19 protein-coding genes are annotated in these 17,627 nt (G+C 73.3%); 7 read left to right on the top strand and 12 right to left on the bottom strand.

Features of this window, described 5'->3' with window-relative positions:
- Positions 1-84 precede the first annotated feature (84 nt).
- From WFI16_RS17535 to WFI16_RS17515, 5 genes are read right to left on the bottom strand one after another with little or no spacing between them, the layout of a single operon-like run.
- Positions 85-1,236, bottom strand: a complete 1,152-nt coding sequence (locus WFI16_RS17535; RefSeq protein ID WP_419899133.1) for a DUF3618 domain-containing protein — start codon at positions 1,234-1,236, stop codon at positions 85-87.
- Positions 1,233-1,628, bottom strand: coding sequence for a phage holin family protein (locus WFI16_RS17530; RefSeq protein ID WP_419899132.1), 396 nt, complete (start codon positions 1,626-1,628; stop codon positions 1,233-1,235). The genes WFI16_RS17535 and WFI16_RS17530 overlap by 4 nt, the downstream gene beginning before the upstream one ends.
- Positions 1,618-2,355 (bottom strand): hypothetical protein, encoded by a 738-nt coding sequence (locus WFI16_RS17525; RefSeq protein WP_419899131.1) that lies wholly within the window; start codon positions 2,353-2,355, stop codon positions 1,618-1,620. The genes WFI16_RS17530 and WFI16_RS17525 overlap by 11 nt, the downstream gene beginning before the upstream one ends.
- A gap of 37 nt (positions 2,356-2,392) precedes the next feature.
- Positions 2,393-2,896: a YciE/YciF ferroxidase family protein gene (locus WFI16_RS17520; protein WP_419899130.1), complete on the bottom strand. Its 504-nt coding sequence runs from the start codon at positions 2,894-2,896 to the stop codon at positions 2,393-2,395.
- 41 nt (positions 2,897-2,937) lie between these two features.
- A complete protein-coding gene (locus WFI16_RS17515; protein ID WP_419899129.1) occupies positions 2,938-3,801 on the bottom strand; it encodes a manganese catalase family protein in 864 nt (287 codons plus the stop codon).
- A gap of 313 nt (positions 3,802-4,114) precedes the next feature.
- Between WFI16_RS17515 and WFI16_RS17510 the strand changes: the two genes are divergently transcribed.
- Positions 4,115-4,624, top strand: a complete 510-nt coding sequence (locus tag WFI16_RS17510; protein WP_419899128.1) for a ferritin-like domain-containing protein — start codon at positions 4,115-4,117, stop codon at positions 4,622-4,624.
- A gap of 49 nt (positions 4,625-4,673) precedes the next feature.
- Here the strand turns inward: WFI16_RS17510 and WFI16_RS17505 are convergent, their stop codons facing one another.
- From WFI16_RS17505 to WFI16_RS17475, 7 genes are read right to left on the bottom strand one after another with little or no spacing between them, the layout of a single operon-like run.
- Positions 4,674-5,429, bottom strand: a complete 756-nt coding sequence (locus WFI16_RS17505; protein ID WP_419899127.1) for an OBAP family protein — start codon at positions 5,427-5,429, stop codon at positions 4,674-4,676.
- 46 nt (positions 5,430-5,475) lie between these two features.
- Positions 5,476-6,588 carry a CgeB family protein gene (locus WFI16_RS17500; RefSeq protein ID WP_419899126.1) on the bottom strand — a complete coding sequence of 371 codons (1,113 nt, stop codon included), beginning with the start codon at positions 6,586-6,588 and terminating at the stop codon, positions 5,476-5,478.
- Positions 6,585-7,682 (bottom strand): CgeB family protein, encoded by a 1,098-nt coding sequence (locus WFI16_RS17495; RefSeq protein ID WP_419899125.1) that lies wholly within the window; start codon positions 7,680-7,682, stop codon positions 6,585-6,587. The genes WFI16_RS17500 and WFI16_RS17495 overlap by 4 nt, the downstream gene beginning before the upstream one ends.
- On the bottom strand, positions 7,679-8,788 hold the full coding sequence (locus WFI16_RS17490) for a CgeB family protein (RefSeq protein ID WP_419899124.1): 1,110 nt from the start codon (positions 8,786-8,788) through the stop codon (positions 7,679-7,681). The genes WFI16_RS17495 and WFI16_RS17490 overlap by 4 nt, the downstream gene beginning before the upstream one ends.
- Positions 8,785-9,885, bottom strand: coding sequence for a glycosyltransferase family 4 protein (locus tag WFI16_RS17485; protein WP_419899123.1), 1,101 nt, complete (start codon positions 9,883-9,885; stop codon positions 8,785-8,787). Before WFI16_RS17485 ends, WFI16_RS17490 begins: the two co-directional genes overlap by 4 nt.
- Positions 9,882-10,934 carry an SDR family NAD(P)-dependent oxidoreductase gene (locus tag WFI16_RS17480; RefSeq protein WP_419899122.1) on the bottom strand — a complete coding sequence of 351 codons (1,053 nt, stop codon included), beginning with the start codon at positions 10,932-10,934 and terminating at the stop codon, positions 9,882-9,884. The genes WFI16_RS17485 and WFI16_RS17480 overlap by 4 nt, the downstream gene beginning before the upstream one ends.
- Positions 10,931-12,043, bottom strand: coding sequence for an NAD-dependent epimerase/dehydratase family protein (locus WFI16_RS17475; protein WP_419899121.1), 1,113 nt, complete (start codon positions 12,041-12,043; stop codon positions 10,931-10,933). Before WFI16_RS17475 ends, WFI16_RS17480 begins: the two co-directional genes overlap by 4 nt.
- 263 nt (positions 12,044-12,306) lie before the next feature.
- Here WFI16_RS17475 and WFI16_RS17470 point away from each other — a divergent pair, with 263 nt between their 5' ends.
- From WFI16_RS17470 to WFI16_RS17445, 6 genes are read left to right on the top strand one after another with little or no spacing between them, the layout of a single operon-like run.
- Entirely contained in the window at positions 12,307-13,389 is a 1,083-nt protein-coding gene (locus WFI16_RS17470) for an inositol-3-phosphate synthase (RefSeq protein ID WP_419899120.1), read from the top strand.
- Between the two features lie 9 nt (positions 13,390-13,398).
- Complete coding sequence (locus WFI16_RS17465) at positions 13,399-13,998, top strand: histidine phosphatase family protein (protein WP_419899119.1); 600 nt, start codon at positions 13,399-13,401, stop codon at positions 13,996-13,998.
- Complete coding sequence (locus WFI16_RS17460; RefSeq protein WP_419899118.1) at positions 13,995-14,750, top strand: TIGR04290 family methyltransferase; 756 nt, start codon at positions 13,995-13,997, stop codon at positions 14,748-14,750. The genes WFI16_RS17465 and WFI16_RS17460 overlap by 4 nt, the downstream gene beginning before the upstream one ends.
- Positions 14,750-15,634 carry a beta-xylosidase gene (locus WFI16_RS17455; protein ID WP_419899117.1) on the top strand — a complete coding sequence of 295 codons (885 nt, stop codon included), beginning with the start codon at positions 14,750-14,752 and terminating at the stop codon, positions 15,632-15,634. Before WFI16_RS17460 ends, WFI16_RS17455 begins: the two co-directional genes overlap by 1 nt.
- A 7-nt stretch (positions 15,635-15,641) precedes the next feature.
- Positions 15,642-16,598 carry an MDR/zinc-dependent alcohol dehydrogenase-like family protein gene (locus WFI16_RS17450; RefSeq protein WP_419899116.1) on the top strand — a complete coding sequence of 319 codons (957 nt, stop codon included), beginning with the start codon at positions 15,642-15,644 and terminating at the stop codon, positions 16,596-16,598.
- Positions 16,595-17,623, top strand: a complete 1,029-nt coding sequence (locus tag WFI16_RS17445; RefSeq protein ID WP_419899115.1) for a Gfo/Idh/MocA family protein — start codon at positions 16,595-16,597, stop codon at positions 17,621-17,623. Before WFI16_RS17450 ends, WFI16_RS17445 begins: the two co-directional genes overlap by 4 nt.
- Positions 17,624-17,627 lie beyond the last annotated feature (4 nt).

Genomic DNA, 17,627 nt, shown 5'->3' with positions numbered 1-17,627 from the left:
CTTATCCGGAAAGCCGCGGCTGACGCCAATGATCGACGGGCGGACCGCCGGGCCGGGCCCGGCGATCCGCCGTCAGCGCGGCGACTAGGGCAGCCCGGCCGGACGCGCCCCCGGGCGGGCGGGATCGTCCGGGCTTCCCGTCTTGGCCGCGTCCCGCGGCGCCTCGCCGTCGGCGACCGCCGCCTTGCCGGCCTCGGCCACCCGGTCGATGCCATGGTCGGCCGCCTCGGCCAGGCGGCTGCCCGCGGCGCCACCGGCCGCCGCGGCGCGTTCGGCCACCGTCTGCACCGTCTCGCCCAGGGTCTGTGCCGAGAGGCCGTCGCGCTGCAGCTTGTCGCGCGCCGCGCCATAGGTCTCGGCGGCGGCCTCCTGCAGGCGCTCGGCCTCCTCGCCGAGGACCTCGCCGGCCTGGGCGGCGCCCTCCGCCACCGCCTCGCGCAGGCTGCGGGCGGCGGCATCGCTGGCCTCGCCCATCAGCTTGTCCTCCGCCTCGCTGCGCGGCAGCAGCGCGCCGAGCGCGGCGCCGGCGGCCAGGCCGAGCACCCCTAGCAGCAGCGGCCGGGCATCGCCGAGCGCCGCCCAGTCCTGCCGCAGCCGGTCGCCGGCGGCGCCGAGCGCGGCCTGACCCTGGGCCAGGCCCTGGCCGGCCGTCTGCTGTGCCGCGCCGGCCTGCTCGCGCAGCCGGCCGACACCGGCCTGCAGCGCCTCGCGGCCGGCGTCGAGGCCGTCGCTGACGCTCTCCATCGCGCTGCGCCCGGCCTGGCGCAGCCCGTCGGCGGCATCGGCCGCCTGGTCGCGCAGGCCGGCCGCGGCCCCGCTCGCCTGGTCACGCAGGCCGGCGGCGCCCTCGCCCAGCCGTCCGACCAGACCCGGGCCTTCCGGCGCCGTGCCATGAAGGGGCCGGCTGGGGGCGGGCGGCGGCAGCAGCGGCGGATGCGCCGGCGCCAGGCGGACCGGCGCCGCGGCCTCCTTGCGGTCGGCCAGCAGCAGCCAGCCGATGCCGGCGCCGATCAGCATCACCGGCAGCGGGTTGTCGCGCAGCTGGCCGCCGAGGTTGCGCACGAAATCGGCGCCGCCGGAGCCGCGCGCATAATCCATCGCCTGGTCGACCAGCTGGCCGGGCGAGAGGCTGCCGCGCAGCGTCTCGATGGTGGCGCCGAGCCGTTCGCGGCTGCGCTCCACCTCGCTTTCCAGCTCGGCGGCGGAGCGGCCGGCGGGATCGGTGGTCTGGCTCATCGCACGGCCTCCTTGGCCAGGCTGGCGTCGCGGGACAGCTGGGTGGCGGTGCGCTCCGGCACCAGGCTGGCGGCGCGCAGCCGCGCCTGGCCGCTGCGCAGCATCAGCCAGGCGACCAGCGCCACCACCAGGCCGACGATGACACCGGCCAGCCAGGGCTGCAGACCGCCATGGTCGACCAGCGCGGCCACCACCGCCTGCAGCAGGATCACCACCGCCGCCAGCAGCATCGCCGCCGCCAGGCCGATGGCGACGGCGGCCTGCACGACGCGGGCCATCTTCTCGCTGAACTCGGCGCGCGCCAGCTGGATCTCCTGGCGCAGCAGAGTCGTTGTCTGCTCGAGCAGGTTGCCCACCAGGTCGGGCAGGCCGCGGGCATTGTCAGACGGCATCGGAGCCTCCCTGCGGCACGACCGGCATGCTGCCGGGGCCAGCGCTGCCGGGGCGATGCGCCGCGGCGCCGCCCAGGCTGGCGGCGGGCAGGGTCAGCGGCCGCGCCGGGGCTTCCGGCACGGGCGCGGACCAGCCCGGCGCCGCGGTGGCACCGGCTGGCAAGGCAGAACTGCCGCCGCCCGCCGCGCCGGCCGAGGCCGTGGCGGGGCTGCTGCTGCGGGCGAAGCGGACCAGCGCGAAGCCGGCCAGCGCGGCCGCCCCGAACACCGCGGCGGGCTGCCGCCGCGCCAGGCTGCGCGCATCCTCGAGCAGCTCGCCCAGGCTGCGCTCGCGCAGGCTTCCGGCCATGCCGCCGACGGAATCGGCCGCCTGGCGCAGATAGCCGGCCAGTTCCGGCGCGCGCTCCTGGAGGTCGTCGGCGATGTTCTGCACGGCGCCGGCCAGCCCCTCGACACGGGCGGCGCCGGCGGCGCGGCCCTGCTCGGCCAGATCGGCCGCGCCGCGCTGCGCCGCCTCGGCGACGCGCTGCGCGCCATCCTGCAGCGTCTCCGCCGTGGCGCGGCCCTGCTCGCGCAGCGCCTCGCCGGTCTCGCGCGCGGCCTCGCCGGCCTCGCGCTTCAGCGCGGCGGTATCGTCATGCAGCCTGCGCCGCGCCTCGTCGACCCCCATCGCCGGGGGCGACGGGGTGGAGGGGGCGGCGGGTGGCAACGGCTGGTTCGCCGTCATGCGGACTCTCCTGTCGCAAGGGGCCGGAAGCCGCCGTTCAGGCGGCGCCCCGGGCCTCCTGGTTGGTGGAGCGCTCGGCCATCTCGCTGAGCAGCGCGTCGGTCTTCTTCTCCTCGGCCAGCGTCTCCTCGAGCAGCCGGACGATCTGCTTCTGGCCGCTGCCGCGCGCCCAGGCGATCAGCGTGCCATAGCGGGCGATCTCGTAATGCTCGACGGCCTGGGCCGAGGCGACCAGCCCGGCATCGCGCACCGGCGACGGCTCCGGCGCCATCTCGAGCAGCTCGTCGCATTCCTCGATCAGCCCGTTGATCGCCTCGCAGGTGACGCCCTGGGCGCGCTTGCCGAGTTCCTCGAACACCTGCTGCAGCCGCTCGATCTGCTGCTGCGTCTGCTCGCGGTGCAGCTGGAAGCTGTCGCGCAGCGCCGGGTCCTGCGCGGCGCGCGCCATCTTCGGCAGCGCCTTCAGGATCTGCCGCTCGGCGTAGTAGACGTCCTTCAGCGTGTGCAGGAACAGGTCGTCGAGGGATTTGATGCTGGGCATGTCGGTATCCTTGTCGCGCGGTGGGTGGGGGAAGCCGCGGGTCAGCGCGGCTTGATCTGCTCGTTCTGCGCGCCGGAGCCGGGGCGGGCGGGGCCGAGCACCGGCGCCTCGCCCATCGGCGTGGCCTGCATGGCGCTGAACTGGCCGCGGCCATCCATCGAGGGGCCGGCGGTGAAGCGGCCCTCGGGCGGCGGCACGCCCTCGGTGCCGGTGGCCATGTAGACGTAGCTGAATTCCTGCCGCTCCAGCCCCTGGTCGAAGCTGTTCGGGATCGGCAGCGCGGCGGCACCGCCCATCTCCTCGATCGCCGCCAGCCACTGCTGCTGGTGCATGGTGTCGCGGGCGATCAGGAAGCTCAGCATGTCGCGCATGCCGGGATCCTTGGCGGCGTTGTAGAGCCGCACCGCCAGCGTGCGGCCGGTCGCCTCGGCGGTGACATTGGCATACATGTCGGCGGCCAGGTTGCCGCTGGCATAGACATGCGAGCAGTCGAAGGGCACGCCATCGGCATTGGTCGGCATCGCCGCCAGGCCGGTGGAGAGCAGGTGGCGCTGCAGCATGCCCTCGACGATATGGCGCGGCCGTTCGCCGCCGAGCACCGCATTGACCACCGGGCTCGCCTCGGCGGCGCTTTCCTGCAGCGTCAGCGGGGCGTTCTCGAGGTTGAGCGCGACGGCGGTCGCCAGCATCTCGATATGCCCGATCTCCTCGGTCGCGGTGTGCAGCAGCATGTCGCGGTAGCGGGTGTCGGGGCCGCGGGCGCCCCAGGCCTGGAAGAAGTACTGCAGGCAGACGCGGATCTCGCCTTCGACGCCGCCGATCGCCTGCTGCAGCTGGCGGGCGAAGAGCGGATCGGGCGTCTCGACGCGGACGGGATATTGCAGGCGCTTGTCATGAAAGTACATGGAAGATCCTGTTGTCCTGCGGGCCGGCGGTGGCGATGAAAGCCAACCCATGTTAAAAACTTTGCTGTCTCCGCCTGCAAAAGGCGAATGGGACAGGCATCCCGCTGCGACAACCCGGGCAGCGTGCAGGGGTTTCGGCGGCGGCGTCGATTCAGGCCGATCGGCGCAAATCAGTGCCGCCGCGCGGCATTTTCCCCAACCTAGGTTAAGCGCCGTGCCGCCGACTGTCGGAAATGCCGCCGATGTCGAATGCGGCGAAGCTCTGCGCCGCCCGCGGCGTTTGAGTCGCCGTCGACAACATCGGAGAGCCATCATGCAGGAAAGCTATCGCGACACCTATGTCACCGGCCTGGTCAACGCTCGCGCGCTGGAGACGCAGGCGATCGAGCTGATCTCGCGCCAGCTCGACCGTCTCGAGAACTACCCGCAGCTGGAGGCGCGGCTGCGCGAGCACCTGGCCGAGAGCGAGCAGCAGCGGACGCGGCTCGACGAGCTGCTGCGCGAGCACGAGACCTCGCATTCCTCGATCAAGGACTTCATCACCGGCATGGTCGGCAACCTGGCGGCGCTGGGCCATGCGCCGATGCAGGACGAGATCATCAAGAACTCGCTGGCGAACTATGCCTTCGAGCATTTCGAGATTGCGTCCTACAAGTCGCTGCTGACGCTGGCGGAGCTGGCCGGCGACAGCCGCGCGCCCGGGCTGCTGCGCCAGTCACTGGCCGAGGAGGAGCGCATGGCGCAATGGTGCGCCGACAATCTCGACGACATCACGCGCCGCTACGCAGCGCGGCGCGCCAGCGGCGAGCAGGCCAGCCGCTGACCTGACCCCGCCGCGCGGCCGCAGGGCCGCGCGGCGGCAGGCCGCCCGGTCAGCGCCGGTTGCGCACCGGCACGGTCTGCCGGGTGAGCTGCGGCGTCTCGCCCTGCTGCCAGGCATTGGCGCCGGCGGCGGGCCGCGGCACCGGGATGTCGCGCCGCGCGGCGCGGCTCTCCGCGACGGAAACGCCGAGCCGCCGGTCGCGCGCCGCCACCAGCGCCGGGTCGAGCTGGCCGTCGGCGGTAAAGCCCATCATCAGCTGCGGAATGCCGAGCGGCAGCGTGTCGCCGCGATCGACCTGCCAGGTGTGCCAGGTCTTGCCATAGGTCGTGGCCAGGCGGCGCATCGCCAGCGTCTCCACCGCCTCGGGAATGCCGGGCATGACCAGCAGGCCGGAGGTGGTCTCGTGATGATGGCTGTGCCAGAGCGGCTTCTCATCCTCCGGCAGCTGCAGGAAGAGCTTCTCGGAAATGATGTATTCGAGGCCGATCAGCCGCGCCCCGGCGTGATTGGCGTCGAAGATGGTGCACTGGTGCAGATCCTCGGTCAGGTGGGTACAGTAGTGGTGCGCCTCCACCGCGCGGCCCATGTCGTCGGCGTAGAAATGGAAGCCGTCGAGATAGAGGTTCATGGCGTTGAGCGGCGCCTTGCCCTGCAGCAGCGCGGCGCCGGCGTCGAGCAGGCGGTCGGCGGCGGGCGGCGGCGGCTGGTGCTGCGCCAGGGCCTGGCCGCAGCCGCAGGCCAGGGCGGTGGCCGCGCCGGCGGTGAGCCCCGCGCCAAGACCGCGGCGGCCGAGCAGTCGGTTCATGCGCCTGTCTCCTTCGAAGGGGCGGTGACGGCGGCCGATGCCCGGCTCAGCCGCCGGGCGCGCCTTCGGCCGGCTGCAGCGGAGGGGCCGATGCGGGACAGTCGCGCAGCGCCGCCTCGAGCTCGGCGGCACGGTGCCGGGCGGTGTGGCCGGCCAGCACGCGGCGGCGCGCTGCGTCGGCCTGGCGCTGCCGCTCCGCCTCGGGCTGCGCCAGCGCCTGCAGCACCTCGGCCGTGCTGCGCACCAGCCGGATCTCTTCCGGCGGCGACAGGATGGTCTCGATGCCCGACCAGACATCGGAGAGCAGCGGGGTGCCGCAGGCCGCCGCCTCGAACAGCCGCACGCTGGGGCTGAAGCCGGCGGCGATCATGTCGGCGCGGGTGAGGTTCAGCGTGTAGCGGCTGGCCGAATAGAATTCGGGATGCGCGGCGGGCGGCACATGCTCGAGCCGCTCGACATTGGCCGGCCAGGCGATCTCCGCCGGGTACTGCGCGCCGGCGACGGCGAAGCGCAGCTGCGGCGCCTGGCGCGCCGTCTGCAGCAGCAGCCGCTCCAGCCCCGGCTGGCGGTCGTCGCTGTAGGTGCCGAGATAGCTGAGGTCCCAGCGGCGCGGCGTCGCGACCGGCGCATAGGCCTCGGCATCGACCGAGCAGTAGAGCGGCCGGGCGCGCGGCGCGCCATAGGCCTCCTCCAGCTGGCGCAGCGTCGGGCCGCCGGTGAAGGAGAGGTAGAGATCGTAATCGGGGATCAGCGCCGGCGAGAGGTAGTCGCAATCGCCGCGCTGCAGCCGCGCCAGCGTCACCGGCGTGTCGATGTCGTAGAAGGCGAGCACCCCCGACGTCCAGCCGCGCAGCAGCCGGGCCAGCTCGGCGCCCTGCGGCACGTAGGAGCCGATGATCACCGCATCGGCCGCGGCGATCCGCCCGCGCCAGCGATCCAGCCCGGCCAGCCCGTCGTAGAAGGCGAGCTCGCAGAAATCCGGCTCGGCCAGGTCGCGGCGCTCGCCGCGATACCAGGGCATGTCGCGCTCGAGGAACAGGATGCGATGACCGCGCGCGGCGAAGGCGCGCAGCAGGGCGCGGTAGGTGGTGGCATGGCCATTGCCCCAGGAGGAGGCGAGGCTCAGCCCCAGCACGACGATGTCGAGCGGCGCGCTCACCGCACGGCATCCATCGCCGGCGCCATGGCACGGTGCGCGCGCAGCAGGCGGTCGACCTCCACGGCGCGCAGCGCATAGGTGTGGTCGCGCAGCACGCGCTGGCGGGCCGCCTCGCCGATGGCGCGGGCGCGTTCCGGCGTCAGCGCGGCCAGGTGCTCGGCGACGTCGCGGCCGTCGCGCGCCACCAGCACCTCGTCTCCTTCGGCCAGGAACTGCTCCAGCCCGGTCCAGGCATCGGTGATCAGGCAGGCGCCGGCGCCGCAGGCCTCGAAGACGCGGGTGGCAGGCGAATAGCCGGTGGCCGCCATGCTGTCGCGGGCGATGTTCAGCACGGCGCGCGGCGTCACGTTGAAGGCATTGTGGTCACGGGTATAGACATGGCCGAGAAGCCCGACATTGGCCGGGCGCGACTTCTGCTCCCAGCCGCTGCCGCCGAGCAGGAAGCGTTGCAGCGGCAGCGCGGCGGCGGGGCGCAAGAAGAATTCCTCGACCCGCGCCTCGCGGTCGGGCAGGCGGTTGCCGAGGAAGCCGAGATCGGCGGCGAAGCGCGGATCGGGCGGCACCGGATGATGCGTGCTGGGATCGAGCGCGTTGTAGACCGGCTGGCAGCGCCGCGCGCCGAGCGCCGCATAGGCGGCCACCACCGGCGGCCCGCCGCCATAGGTCAGCACATAGTCCAGCGCCGGCAGCGCCTGGCGCAGCGGATGCCCTGTCTGCGGCTGGATTTCCGCCAGGGTCGCCGGCGCGTCGACATCCCAGAAGATGCGGATGGCCTCAGGGCGGGCGGCGGCGACCAGGCCGGTGATCAGCGCATCGTCGAAGACGCCGACGCCGCTGGCCTTGACCACCACATCGGCCTGCGCCGCTTCCGCCACCACGCGGCGCAGCGCTGCCTCGGTCGCGTCATAGACGACGACGCGCGCCCAGTCCGGCGGCTCCATGTCGCGGTGCTGCTGCCGGTCGAAGGCGTCGGGCTCGTAGAAGGTGATCTCGTGGCCAAGCGCCGCCAGCTCGCGCAGCAGCCCGCGATAATAGGTCGCCGCGCCATTCCAGTAGGAAGACAGCAGGCTCGACCCATAGAAAAAAATCCTCATGGCGCATGCTCCAGGCTGCCGAGGCCGAGCCGTGCCAGGATGGCCAGCAGCTCCTGCGCGCGGTGCGCGCAGCTGTGCCGCGCGCGGATGGTCTGCAGTCCCTGCGCGGCCAGGTCGCCGCGCAGATCGGCATCCAGCATCAGCCGCGCCAGCTGCCGCTGCATCGCCGGCCCGTCCTCGGCGACGAGGAAATCCTCGCCCGGGGTGAACAGGCCCTCGGTGTCGTCCCAGGGCGCCGAGACCAGCGGGATGCCGCAGGCCAGCGCCTCGAAGACGCGGATGGTCGGGATGCCGGGCAGCAGGCCGCGATAGAAGCGGCGCGGCACGTGCACGGTCGCCAGATGGCGGGCGAAGACCGCCGGCGCCGCCGCATTGGCCAGCCAGCCGCGGTAGCGCGCGCTATGCGCGCGCAGCGCCGCCAGCGCCTCGGGCGGGTAGCGCACGCCATGGATGTCGAGCGGCAGGCCGAGCGCCTCGGCCGGCCGCAGCAGGAATTCCTCGATCTCGGCGCTGCGCTCGCCATCGCCCCAGTTGCCGATCCAGACCAGCCCCTGGCGCGGCCCGGGCGTCGCCGGCGGGTGGAACAGCCGCAGATCGGCGGCCTCGTGCCAGGTCCAGACGCGGTCGCCCCAGCCCCAGTGGCGATAGACCTCGGTCAGCGCGGCGCCGAAGGCGAGCACGCCGTCATAGGCCGAGAGGTCGAAGGCGCGGATCGCCTGCGGGTCGCTGACGGCGCGGTGATGCGTGTCGTGGAACAGCAGGCGGAAGCGCCCGCCGCCGCGCCGCAGCGCGCCGAGCGCCGCGACCAGCACGGGGTCGTTCCATTCGTGGACGATGACGACCTCGGCGTCATCCACCAGCGCGGCGGGATCGGCGGCCGGCGCATAGGTCTCGGGCCGCAGCTCCGGATAGGCGGCGGCGAAGGGGGCGAGCCCGGTCGCTCCGTGATCGGCCAGCAGATTGTCCAGGCTCCAGCTGCGCTCTGGCTCCAGCGCGCGCACCGCATGGCCGGCGGCGACTAGCTCGCGCAGCACGCCACGCAGGAAATGCGCATTGCCGTGGTTCCAGCAGGAGCGCAGCGAATGGGTGAAATAGGCGATCCTCACACCAGCGTCTCCTGCATCGCCTCGCGGTAGAGCGCGGCCATCCCCTGCTGCATGGCCTGCACGGTGTAGCGCGCCGCACGCGCCGCGGCGGCCGCGCCGAGCTCGCGCCGCCGCGCCGGGTCGCGCATCAGCCGGTCGATGGCGACGGCCAGGCCGGTCGGCCGCGCATCGGGCAGGTAGCAGGCGGCCTCGCCCCAGATCTCGCGGAAGCCGGGAAGCTCGGCCAGCAGCAGCGGCGTGCCGGCCTGCGCCGCCTCCAGCACGGCGAGGCCGAAGGGCTCGTAGCGCGCGGTGGAGACGAAGAGGGCAGCGCGCGCATGGCCTTCCGCCATGCCCGCCGCATCCAGCCGGCCGAGCAGCCGCAGATGCGGCAATTCGATCGCGCCGCCCTCGGGCGCCGCCACCGGCCCGGCGGCCAGCACCGGCCATTCCAGCCGGGCCGCGGCGGCGTCGAGCGCGGCCAGGTTCTTGGCGCTGTCCCACAGCCGGCCGGCGGCGAAGACGAAGCTCTCCGGCAGCGCCATCGAGGGGGCGACCGGCGGCAGCGGGCTGCGGCCGTTCATCACCACGGCGGGCGGCCGCGCCAGGCCGTAGAGCCGCGCCGTCACCGCGGCGAAGGCGGCGCTCGGCGCCACCAGCCGCGTCGCCAGGCGATAGGCGGCGGCGACCTGGTCGCGGCGCCAGCGCAGCCCGGGCGGCAGCGGCGCCGCGTGCTGCGCCGCCCACCAGCTGGCGACGCAGGAATGGCAGGCGATCACCAGCGGCTGGCGGAAGGCGCCGCCGGCGGCATAGGCGGGGCTGTTCAGATGCACCAGCTCGGCCCCCTGGGCCGTCGCCAGGGCCGCCAGCGCGGCGCCGGCCTGCAGCACCGCCTCCGGCGTCGCCGCCGTCCAATCCAGCGGCAGGCCGGTGGGCAGCAGGCGCAGGCCGGGCACTGCGGCGGCCTCGGCCTGCTGCGCGGCGCCCGGCGCCGGGCCGGTGACCGCCAGGCTGACCCGCGCGCCCTCCGCCGCCAGGCCGCGCGCCAGGTCGAGCGCATAGGTCCAGACGCCGCCGACGGCATCGGCCGTCATGAAGATCTGGCGTGGCGCCGTCACGGCAGGGCGGGTGCCGTGTGCCGCGGCGCCGCCGGCGCCTGCTGCAGCCAGGCCGCCAGCCGCGCCAGCCCCTCGCGCCAGGGCAGCGGCGCGCCGAGGCCGAGCAGCTGCCGCGCGGCCCGCGTGTCGGAGACATAGTAGCGCTGGTCGCCGGCCCGCCACTCGGCGCGCTGCACGGTGACGCTGCGCCCGGTCAGCGTCTCGATGGCGTCGATCACCTGGCGCAGGCTGACCGCATTGGCCGGGCCGCCGCCGAGGTTCAGCGCGCGGCCGCCGAGCTGCGGCGCCTGCCGCCAGGCGGCGAGATAGGCGTCGACGGCATCATCGACATGCAGCAGGTCGCGCACCTGGAAGCCGTCGCCGAACACCGTGATCGGCTCGCCGGCCAGGGCGCGCAGCAGGAAATGCGCGACCCAGCCCTGGTCCTCGGTGCCCATCTGCCGCTGGCCGTAGATGCAGCTCATGCGCAGCACGGTGACCGGCAGGCCGAAGCTGCGGCCGTAGTCGAGCACATACTGGTCGGCCGCGCCCTTGGAGCAGCCATAGGGCGTGTGGAAGTCGAGCGGCTGCTGCTCGCCGATGCCATGCGCATGCAGCTGCGGATCGGCCGGGTGATAGCCCTCGGGGCCGCGCGCCAGGGCGATCTCGCCGAGCCCGCCATAGACCTTGTTGGTGCTGGCGAAGACCAGCGGCACCGCCTCGCCGCGCTGGCGCAGCGCCTCCAGCAGCAGGAAGGTGCCGCGCAGGTTGACGTCGAAATCCTCGACCGGCGCGGTGAGGCTGGTGGTGACGGCGACCTGCGCCGCCAGGTGGAAGACCGCCGAGGCCTGCTGCGCGGCGCGGCGCAGCGCCGCCTCGTCGCGCAAATCGGCGACCAGCGCCGTGATGCGCTGCGGATGGCGCTGCTGCAGCCAGCGGAGATTGCGCTCGACCCCCGGCCGCGCCAGCGAATCATAGACCATGACGTCGTGGCCGAGCCCGGCCAGCCGGTCGGCCAGGTTGCTGCCGATGAAGCCGGCGCCGCCGGTGACCAGGATCGGCGCGGTCATGCCACCAGCCCCCGCGCTTCGAGCTCGTGCCGCGCCTGCTGCACGCGGTCCTCCGCCTGCTGCGCGGCGACCCAGCCGGCGAGCTCGGCGAGGTCGGCGGCGAAGTCGCCGCTGGCGGCATAGCCGAGCTCGGCCTGGGCCTTGCCGATATCGGGGATGTTGTGGCGGATGTCGCCGCTGCGCGCCTTGCCGGTGATCTCGGGGGCGATCTCCGGCCGGCCCATGGCGGCGGCCAGCGCCAGCGCCACCTCGGCCACGCTGCGGTTGAGCCCGCTGCCGATGTTGTAGACCTGGCCGGCCGCCTGCGGCGTCTCCAGGGCGAGCACAAAGGCGCGGGCGACGTCGCGCACATGCACGAAGTCGCGGCGCTGCGCGCCATCCTCGAAGATCATCGGGCTCTGGCCGTGCAGCAGCCGCGCGGCGAAAATCGCCAACACGCCGGTATAGGGGTTGGACAGCGCCTGACCGGGACCGTAGGCATTCCACAGCCGCAGCGCGACGCCCTCCATGCCATAGGCCGGCGCCAGCGTCAGGGTCATGCGCTCCTGCGCGAACTTGCCGATGGCATAGACCGAGGCGAGGGCAGGGCGCTTGCTTTCCGGCGTCGGCACCGGGCGCAGCGGGCGGCCCTGCGCGTCGAGCGGATCCCAGCCCTGGCCAGGGCGGCGCGGGCCGCGCGTGACATCCTCGTGCAGCAGGTTGTCGGCGTCGCGGTAGAGCCCCTCGCCATAGATGCTCATCGAGGAGGCGACGACGACGCGCTGCACCGGCTGCGCGATCAGCTGCTGGAACAGCACCGCGGTGCCCAGCTCGTTGACCGAGGTATAGCGCTCGACCGCATACATGCTCTGGCCGACGCCGACCTCGGCGGCCAAATGGACGACCTTGTCGACGCCGCGCAGCGCGCGCGCGACCGCCGCCTCGTCGCGCACATCGCCGCGGATCAGCTCGACCTCGGCCGGCAGCAGCGGCGGGCGCGGCGTGTCGCCATGCACCTGCTCGATCAGCGCGTCGAGCACGCGTATCCGATGGCCGCGCTCCAGCAGCGCCCTGGCCAGATGGCATCCGATGAAGCCTGCGCCACCGGTGATCAGGATGGTATCCGCCACGCGTCCATTCCTTGTGAAGGGCGGCATGCTGGTGTGCAGGGATGAAGATGATCAAGCGGAAAGCCGGCGCGGCGGATGACGGAAAAGTTTTTGGTGAGGAACTTTCCTTTCGAATCAACGAGGGTCGGAGAGCACCCCAGGGCGTCACTTTAAATTATTCACATGCGTTAGTTTCGGACCGGCATCGGCAGCCCTAGGCTACAAAGAAGGTCGCGGATGCCCGGCAGGCATCCCGCGTCGGAGTGTCGCAGAAAGGAAAGTGCGTGTCCGCATCGCGATCGATTCGCCTGGGCGTTGTCGGACTCGGCAATTGCGCTTCCGCCCTGCTGCAGGGTCTGCAGCACTACCGCGACGTCGGCGCCAACGAGACGCCGCCCGGGCTGATGCATGCGGATCTCGGCGGCTACCGCCCGCGCGACATCGTGCTGGCCTCGGCCTTCGACGTCAACGCGCGCAAGGTCGGGCGCGACGCGGCGGAAGCGCTGCTGGCGCCGCCGAACAACACGGTGATCTTCGCCGAGGTGCCGGCCACCGGCATCATCGTCGAGCGCGGTCCGACGCTCGACGGCATCGGCCGCTACCTGGAGGAGGAGATCGAGGAATCGGCCGAGCCGGTGGCCGATGTCGCGGCCTCGCTGCGGCGCAGCGGCACCGAGGTGCTGGTCTCCTACCTGCCGGTCGGCGCGCAGCGCGCCACCGAATTCTATGCCGAGCAGGCGCTGGCCGCCGGCTGCGCCTTCATCAACTGCGTCCCCGTCTTCATCGCCTCCGACCCGGCCTGGCGGCGCCGCTTCGCCGAGCGCGGCCTGCCGCTGGTCGGCGACGACATCAAGAGCCAGGTCGGCGCCACCATCCTGCACCGCATGCTGACCCGGCTGCTGGCCGAGCGCGGGCTGCGCCTTGACCGCACCTACCAGCTGAACTTCGGCGGCAACAGCGACTTCCGCAACATGCTGGAGCGGGAGCGGCTGGAATCGAAGAAGATCTCGAAGACCCGCGCGGTGACCAGCCAGCTCGGCATGCCGCTGCCGGCGGAGGCCGTGCATATCGGCCCGAGCGACCACGTGCCCTGGCTGACCGACCGCAAATGGGCGCATATCCGCCTGGAGGCCACCGGCTTCGGCGACCAGCCGCTGAACATCGAGCTCAAGCTCGAGGTCTGGGATTCGCCCAATTCCGCCGGCGTCGTCGTCGACGCGGTGCGCTGCGCCCGGCTGGCGCTGGACCGCGGCATCGGCGGCGTGCTGGCCGCGCCCTCCAGCTACTACATGAAGTCGCCGCCCGAGCAGCTGACCGACGAGGAGGCGCGGCTCGCCGTCGAGCGCTTCATCGCCGGGCAGGGCTGACGCGCGGCCTTGGCGACGACGCTGTTCCTGCTGCGCCACGCGGCGCATGGCGAGCTGCACCGGCTATGCGGCCGGCTGCCCGGCATCCCGCTCGGCGAGGCGGGGCGGGCCCAGGCGGCGTGGCTCGGCGCGCGGCTGCGGCGCGAGGCGCTGGAGGCGGTCTATACCAGCCCGCTGCAGCGCTGCCGCGAGACCGCCGCGGCGATCGGCGCCGCGGTCGCGCTGGCGCCTGCCATCGAGCCGGACGCCACCGAGATCGAGGTCGGCGCCTGGAGCGGGCAGTCTTTCGAGGCCCTCGCCGTAGCCCCTGGCTGGGATTCCTGGAACGCCGAGCGCGACCGCGCCCGGCCGCCCGGCGGCGAGAGCATGGCCGAGGTGACGGCGCGCATCACCGCGCTGATCGAACGGCTGCGCCAGCGCCACCCCGCCGGGCGGATCGCGCTGGTCAGCCATGCCGATGTGATCAAGGCGGCGGTCTGCGCGCTGCTCGGCCTCGGCATCGCCGCGCATGCGCGCTTCGAGGTGGCGCCCGCCTCGCTGACCGCCTGCGCGCTCTGGCCGGGTGGCGGCAAGCTGCTGCGGCTGAACGAGACGGGAGACGAGGCATGAGCCGCGACCAGGAAGCCCTGCGCGCCCGCATCGCGGCGCTGGGGCCGTGGTTCCACAACATCGACCTGCACGGCGTGATGACCGCGCCGGAGCATCCGCTCGGCGACTTCCCGCGCCAGGTCTGGCAGCATTTCTCGCAGCTGGTGCCGCAGGACCTGGCCGGCCGCAGCGTGCTCGACATCGGCTGCAACGGCGGCTTCTACGCGCTGGAGATGAAGCGGCGCGGCGCCGGGCGCGTGCTTGGCATCGATGCCGATGCGCGCTATCTCGCCCAGGCGCGCCTCGCCGCTGCCGAGCTCGGCCTCGACATCGAATACCGCGAGATGTCGGTCTTCGATGTGGGCGCCCTGGGCGAGCGCTTCGACCTGGTGATCTTCATGGGCGTGCTCTACCACCTGCGCCATCCGCTGCTGGCGCTCGACCTGCTGCGCGAGCATGTCGTGGGCGACCTGCTGCTGTTCCAGACCATGCAGCGCGGCGCGCGCGAGATCGAGCCGGTCGCCGCCGACTACGCCTTCGAGGCCGAGGCGCATCTGGCCCAACCGGGCTATCCGAAGCTGCATTTCATCGAGCACCGCTATGCCGGCGATCCCACCAACTGGTGGCTGCCGAACCGCGCCTGCGCCGAGGCCATGCTGCGCAATGCCGGCTTCGAGATCCTGCAGAACCCCGACCGCGAGACCTATCTCTGCCGCGCGGCCGACCTCCCCTACGGCGCCGGCGCCGTCTATCCCGCGAGGACCCCTGGCTGATGCTCGAAGCGGCGATGATCTGGAACGAGCCCAACAACAAGTCGCACTGGGATCCCGGGCTCGACCCCGACTGGATGATCTTCGCCGAGACGGCGCGGCTGGCCGGCCAGGCGATCCGCGCCGAGAGCGGCCGGCTGCCGCGGGTGCTGGGCGGCATCTCGCCGATCGATCCCGTCTTCATCATGAAGATGGGCGAGCGCGGCGTGCTGGCCGAGATGGAGGCGGTCGCCGTGCACGGCTTCCCGCTCGACTGGAACCTCTGGCAGATCCATGAATGGCCGGCGAAGCTCGCCGAGATCCGCGCGGTGACCGAGCTGCCGGTCTGGGTCTCCGAGGTCGGCGTCTCCACCTTCGGCGCCGAGGAGGTGCAGCTCTGGGGGCTGCAGCGCACGGCGCAGCTGCTGACCGGCCAAGCGCCGCGCATCCATTGGTACAGCCTCTACGACCTGCCGCGCGCCTGGGAGGCGACCACCCGCCACCGCGAGGCCGAAGGCTCCTCCTACTACCGGCATTTCCACATGGGGCTGCTGCGCGAGGACGGCACGCCGAAGCTGGCGCTGGAGGAATTCGGCCGCCACACGCCGACGCTCGGCCTGTGCCAGTGGTTCAACTTCGAGGACCACCGGCTGGACGATGCGGTGACCTGGATGAAGCGCCTCGGCGTCCGCCACCTGCGCACCGGCCTGTCCTGGGCCGACAGCTTCCGCCCCGACGCGCTGGCCTGGTTCGACCGGCAGATGCGCGCGCTGGAGGAGTTCGACGTCACCGTCACCTTCTGCTTCACGCCGGAGCATCGCGGCCCCGGCCAGCACCACACCAGCCCGCCCTACGAGCCGCTGGAATTCGCCGAGTTCTGCGCCGCCATGGTGCGCCGCTATGCATGACGGGTCGATGCGCGCGGCCGTGCTGACCGGGCCCGGCCGGGTAGAGATCCGCGACGTGCCGCGGCCGCGGCCGGGACCCGGCCAGCTGCGGCTGCGGCTGCAGGGCTGCGGCGTCTGCGCCTCCAACCTGACGCCCTGGGCCGGGCCGGACTGGATGCGCTTCCCGACCGAGCCGGGCGGGCTGGGCCATGAGGGCTGGGGCGTGGTCGAGGCCGTCGGCCCCGGCGTCGCGGAAGGCTGGCTGGGCCAGCGGGTCGGCGCGCTCTCCTACCACGCCTATGCCGAATACGACCTGGCCGATGAGGAGGCGGTGCTGCCGCTGCCGCCGGCGCTGGACGGCCAGCCCTTCCCGGCCGAGCCGCTCGGCTGCGCCATGAACATCTTCGCCCGCTCGGAGATCCGCGCCGGGCAGGATGTCGCCATCATCGGCATCGGCTTCCTCGGCGCGCTGCTGACGCGGCTGGCCAGCCAGGCCGGCGCGCGGGTCATCGCCATCTCGCGGCGGCCGACCTCGCTCGACCTCGCCCGCCGCATGGGGGCGGCCGAGACCATCCCGATGGAGGACCACCACGCGATCATCGCCCGCGTCCAGGCGCTGACCGAGGGCCGGCTCTGCCCGCGCGTCATCGAGGCGGTGGGCAAGCAGTGGCCGCTCGATCTGGCTGGCGAGCTGACCGCCGAGCGCGGCCGGCTGGTGGTCGCCGGCTATCACCAGGACGGGCCGCGCCAGGTCTCGATGGGGCTGTGGAACTGGCGCGGCCTCGACGTGATCAACGCGCATGAACGCGACCCGGCGGTGTATCGCCAGGGCATGCAGGCGGCGCTGCGGGCGGTGGAGGAGGGCCGGCTGCGGCTCGACGGGCTGTGCAGCCACGAATACCCGCTGGACCGGCTGGGCGAGGCGCTGGACGCCACCCGCGACCGGCCCGAGGGCTTCGTCAAGGCCTGGATCCGGCTGGCATGAGCGGGCGCCTTCCCCGTCTCGGTTTTCTCGGCACCGGCTGGATCGGCCGGCACCGGCTGCAGGCGATCCGCGATGCCGGTCTCGCCGAGATCGTCGCCATCGCCGATGCCGCGCCGGAAGCGCTCGACGCCGCCGCCGCGCTGGTGCCGGGCGCCCGCCGGCTGCCGGATCTCGACGCGCTGCTCGGCGAGCGGCTCGACGGCCTCGTCATCGCCACCCCCAGCGCGCAGCACGCGGCGCAGGCGCTGCAGGCGCTGCGCCAGGGGGTCGCCGTCTTCTGCCAGAAGCCGCTGGGCCGCGACGCGGCCGAGGTCGCGGCGGTGCTGCAGGCGGCGCGCCAGGCCGACCGGCTGCTGGCGGTCGACCTCTCCTATCGCGGCACCGCGGCGATGCGGCGCATCCGCGCGCTGGCCGACAGCGGCGCGCTGGGCCGCATCCATGCCGTCGACCTGGTCTTCCACAATGCCTATGGGCCGGACAAGCCGTGGTTCTACGACAGGGCGCACTCGGGCGGCGGCTGCCTGATCGATCTCGGCGTGCATCTGCTGGACCTGGCGATGTGGGTGCTGGGCTTCCCGGCGGTGCCGCAGGCGGCCGGGCTGCTGCAGGCGCAGGGCCGGCCGCTGCCGCCCGATGCCGCCGAGGTCGAGGACTATGCCAGCGCCCAGCTGCAGACCGCCGAGGGCACCCTGCTGCGCCTGGCCTGCTCCTGGCGGCTGCATGCCGGGCGCGAGGCGGTGATCGGCGCCACCTTCCACGGCACCGAGGGAGGGGCGGCGCTGCGCAACATCGGCGGCTCCTTCTACGATTTCGAGGCGGTGCAGCTGCGCGGCACGCGGGAGGAGGTCCTGCTGGGCCCGCCCGACGACTGGGGCGGCCGCGCCGCCACCGACTGGGCGGCAAGCCTGGCGCAGGGCGGGCGCTTCGATCCGGCGGCGGCCGAGCTGCTCGAGGTGGCGCGGCTGCTCGACCGGCTCTATGGCCGGACGCCCGCGGTGGCGCTCGCCGCCGTCGGTGCCGGGTAGGCGC

Origin of the sequence: Roseomonas sp. USHLN139, assembly GCF_037145735.1 — a bacterium.
Classification (GTDB): domain Bacteria; phylum Pseudomonadota; class Alphaproteobacteria; order Acetobacterales; family Acetobacteraceae; genus Pseudoroseomonas.
Note: the sequence above shows the minus strand (reverse complement) of the source record. Positions and strands in the feature narration are given on the sequence as shown.

Coding starts and splice junctions, on each gene's coding strand:
- WFI16_RS17535 (WP_419899133.1), bottom strand. CDS start 1,236: ATGAGCCAGACCACCGATCCCGCCGGCCGCTCCGCCGCCGAGCTGGAA.
- WFI16_RS17530 (WP_419899132.1), bottom strand. CDS start 1,628: ATGCCGTCTGACAATGCCCGCGGCCTGCCCGACCTGGTGGGCAACCTG.
- WFI16_RS17525 (WP_419899131.1), bottom strand. CDS start 2,355: ATGACGGCGAACCAGCCGTTGCCACCCGCCGCCCCCTCCACCCCGTCG.
- WFI16_RS17520 (WP_419899130.1), bottom strand. CDS start 2,896: ATGCCCAGCATCAAATCCCTCGACGACCTGTTCCTGCACACGCTGAAG.
- WFI16_RS17515 (WP_419899129.1), bottom strand. CDS start 3,801: ATGTACTTTCATGACAAGCGCCTGCAATATCCCGTCCGCGTCGAGACG.
- WFI16_RS17510 (WP_419899128.1), top strand. CDS start 4,115: ATGCAGGAAAGCTATCGCGACACCTATGTCACCGGCCTGGTCAACGCT.
- WFI16_RS17505 (WP_419899127.1), bottom strand. CDS start 5,429: ATGAACCGACTGCTCGGCCGCCGCGGTCTTGGCGCGGGGCTCACCGCC.
- WFI16_RS17495 (WP_419899125.1), bottom strand. CDS start 7,682: ATGAGGATTTTTTTCTATGGGTCGAGCCTGCTGTCTTCCTACTGGAAT.
- WFI16_RS17480 (WP_419899122.1), bottom strand. CDS start 10,934: ATGACCGCGCCGATCCTGGTCACCGGCGGCGCCGGCTTCATCGGCAGC.
- WFI16_RS17460 (WP_419899118.1), top strand. CDS start 13,995: ATGAGCCGCGACCAGGAAGCCCTGCGCGCCCGCATCGCGGCGCTGGGG.
- WFI16_RS17455 (WP_419899117.1), top strand. CDS start 14,750: ATGCTCGAAGCGGCGATGATCTGGAACGAGCCCAACAACAAGTCGCAC.
- WFI16_RS17450 (WP_419899116.1), top strand. CDS start 15,642: ATGCGCGCGGCCGTGCTGACCGGGCCCGGCCGGGTAGAGATCCGCGAC.
- WFI16_RS17445 (WP_419899115.1), top strand. CDS start 16,595: ATGAGCGGGCGCCTTCCCCGTCTCGGTTTTCTCGGCACCGGCTGGATC.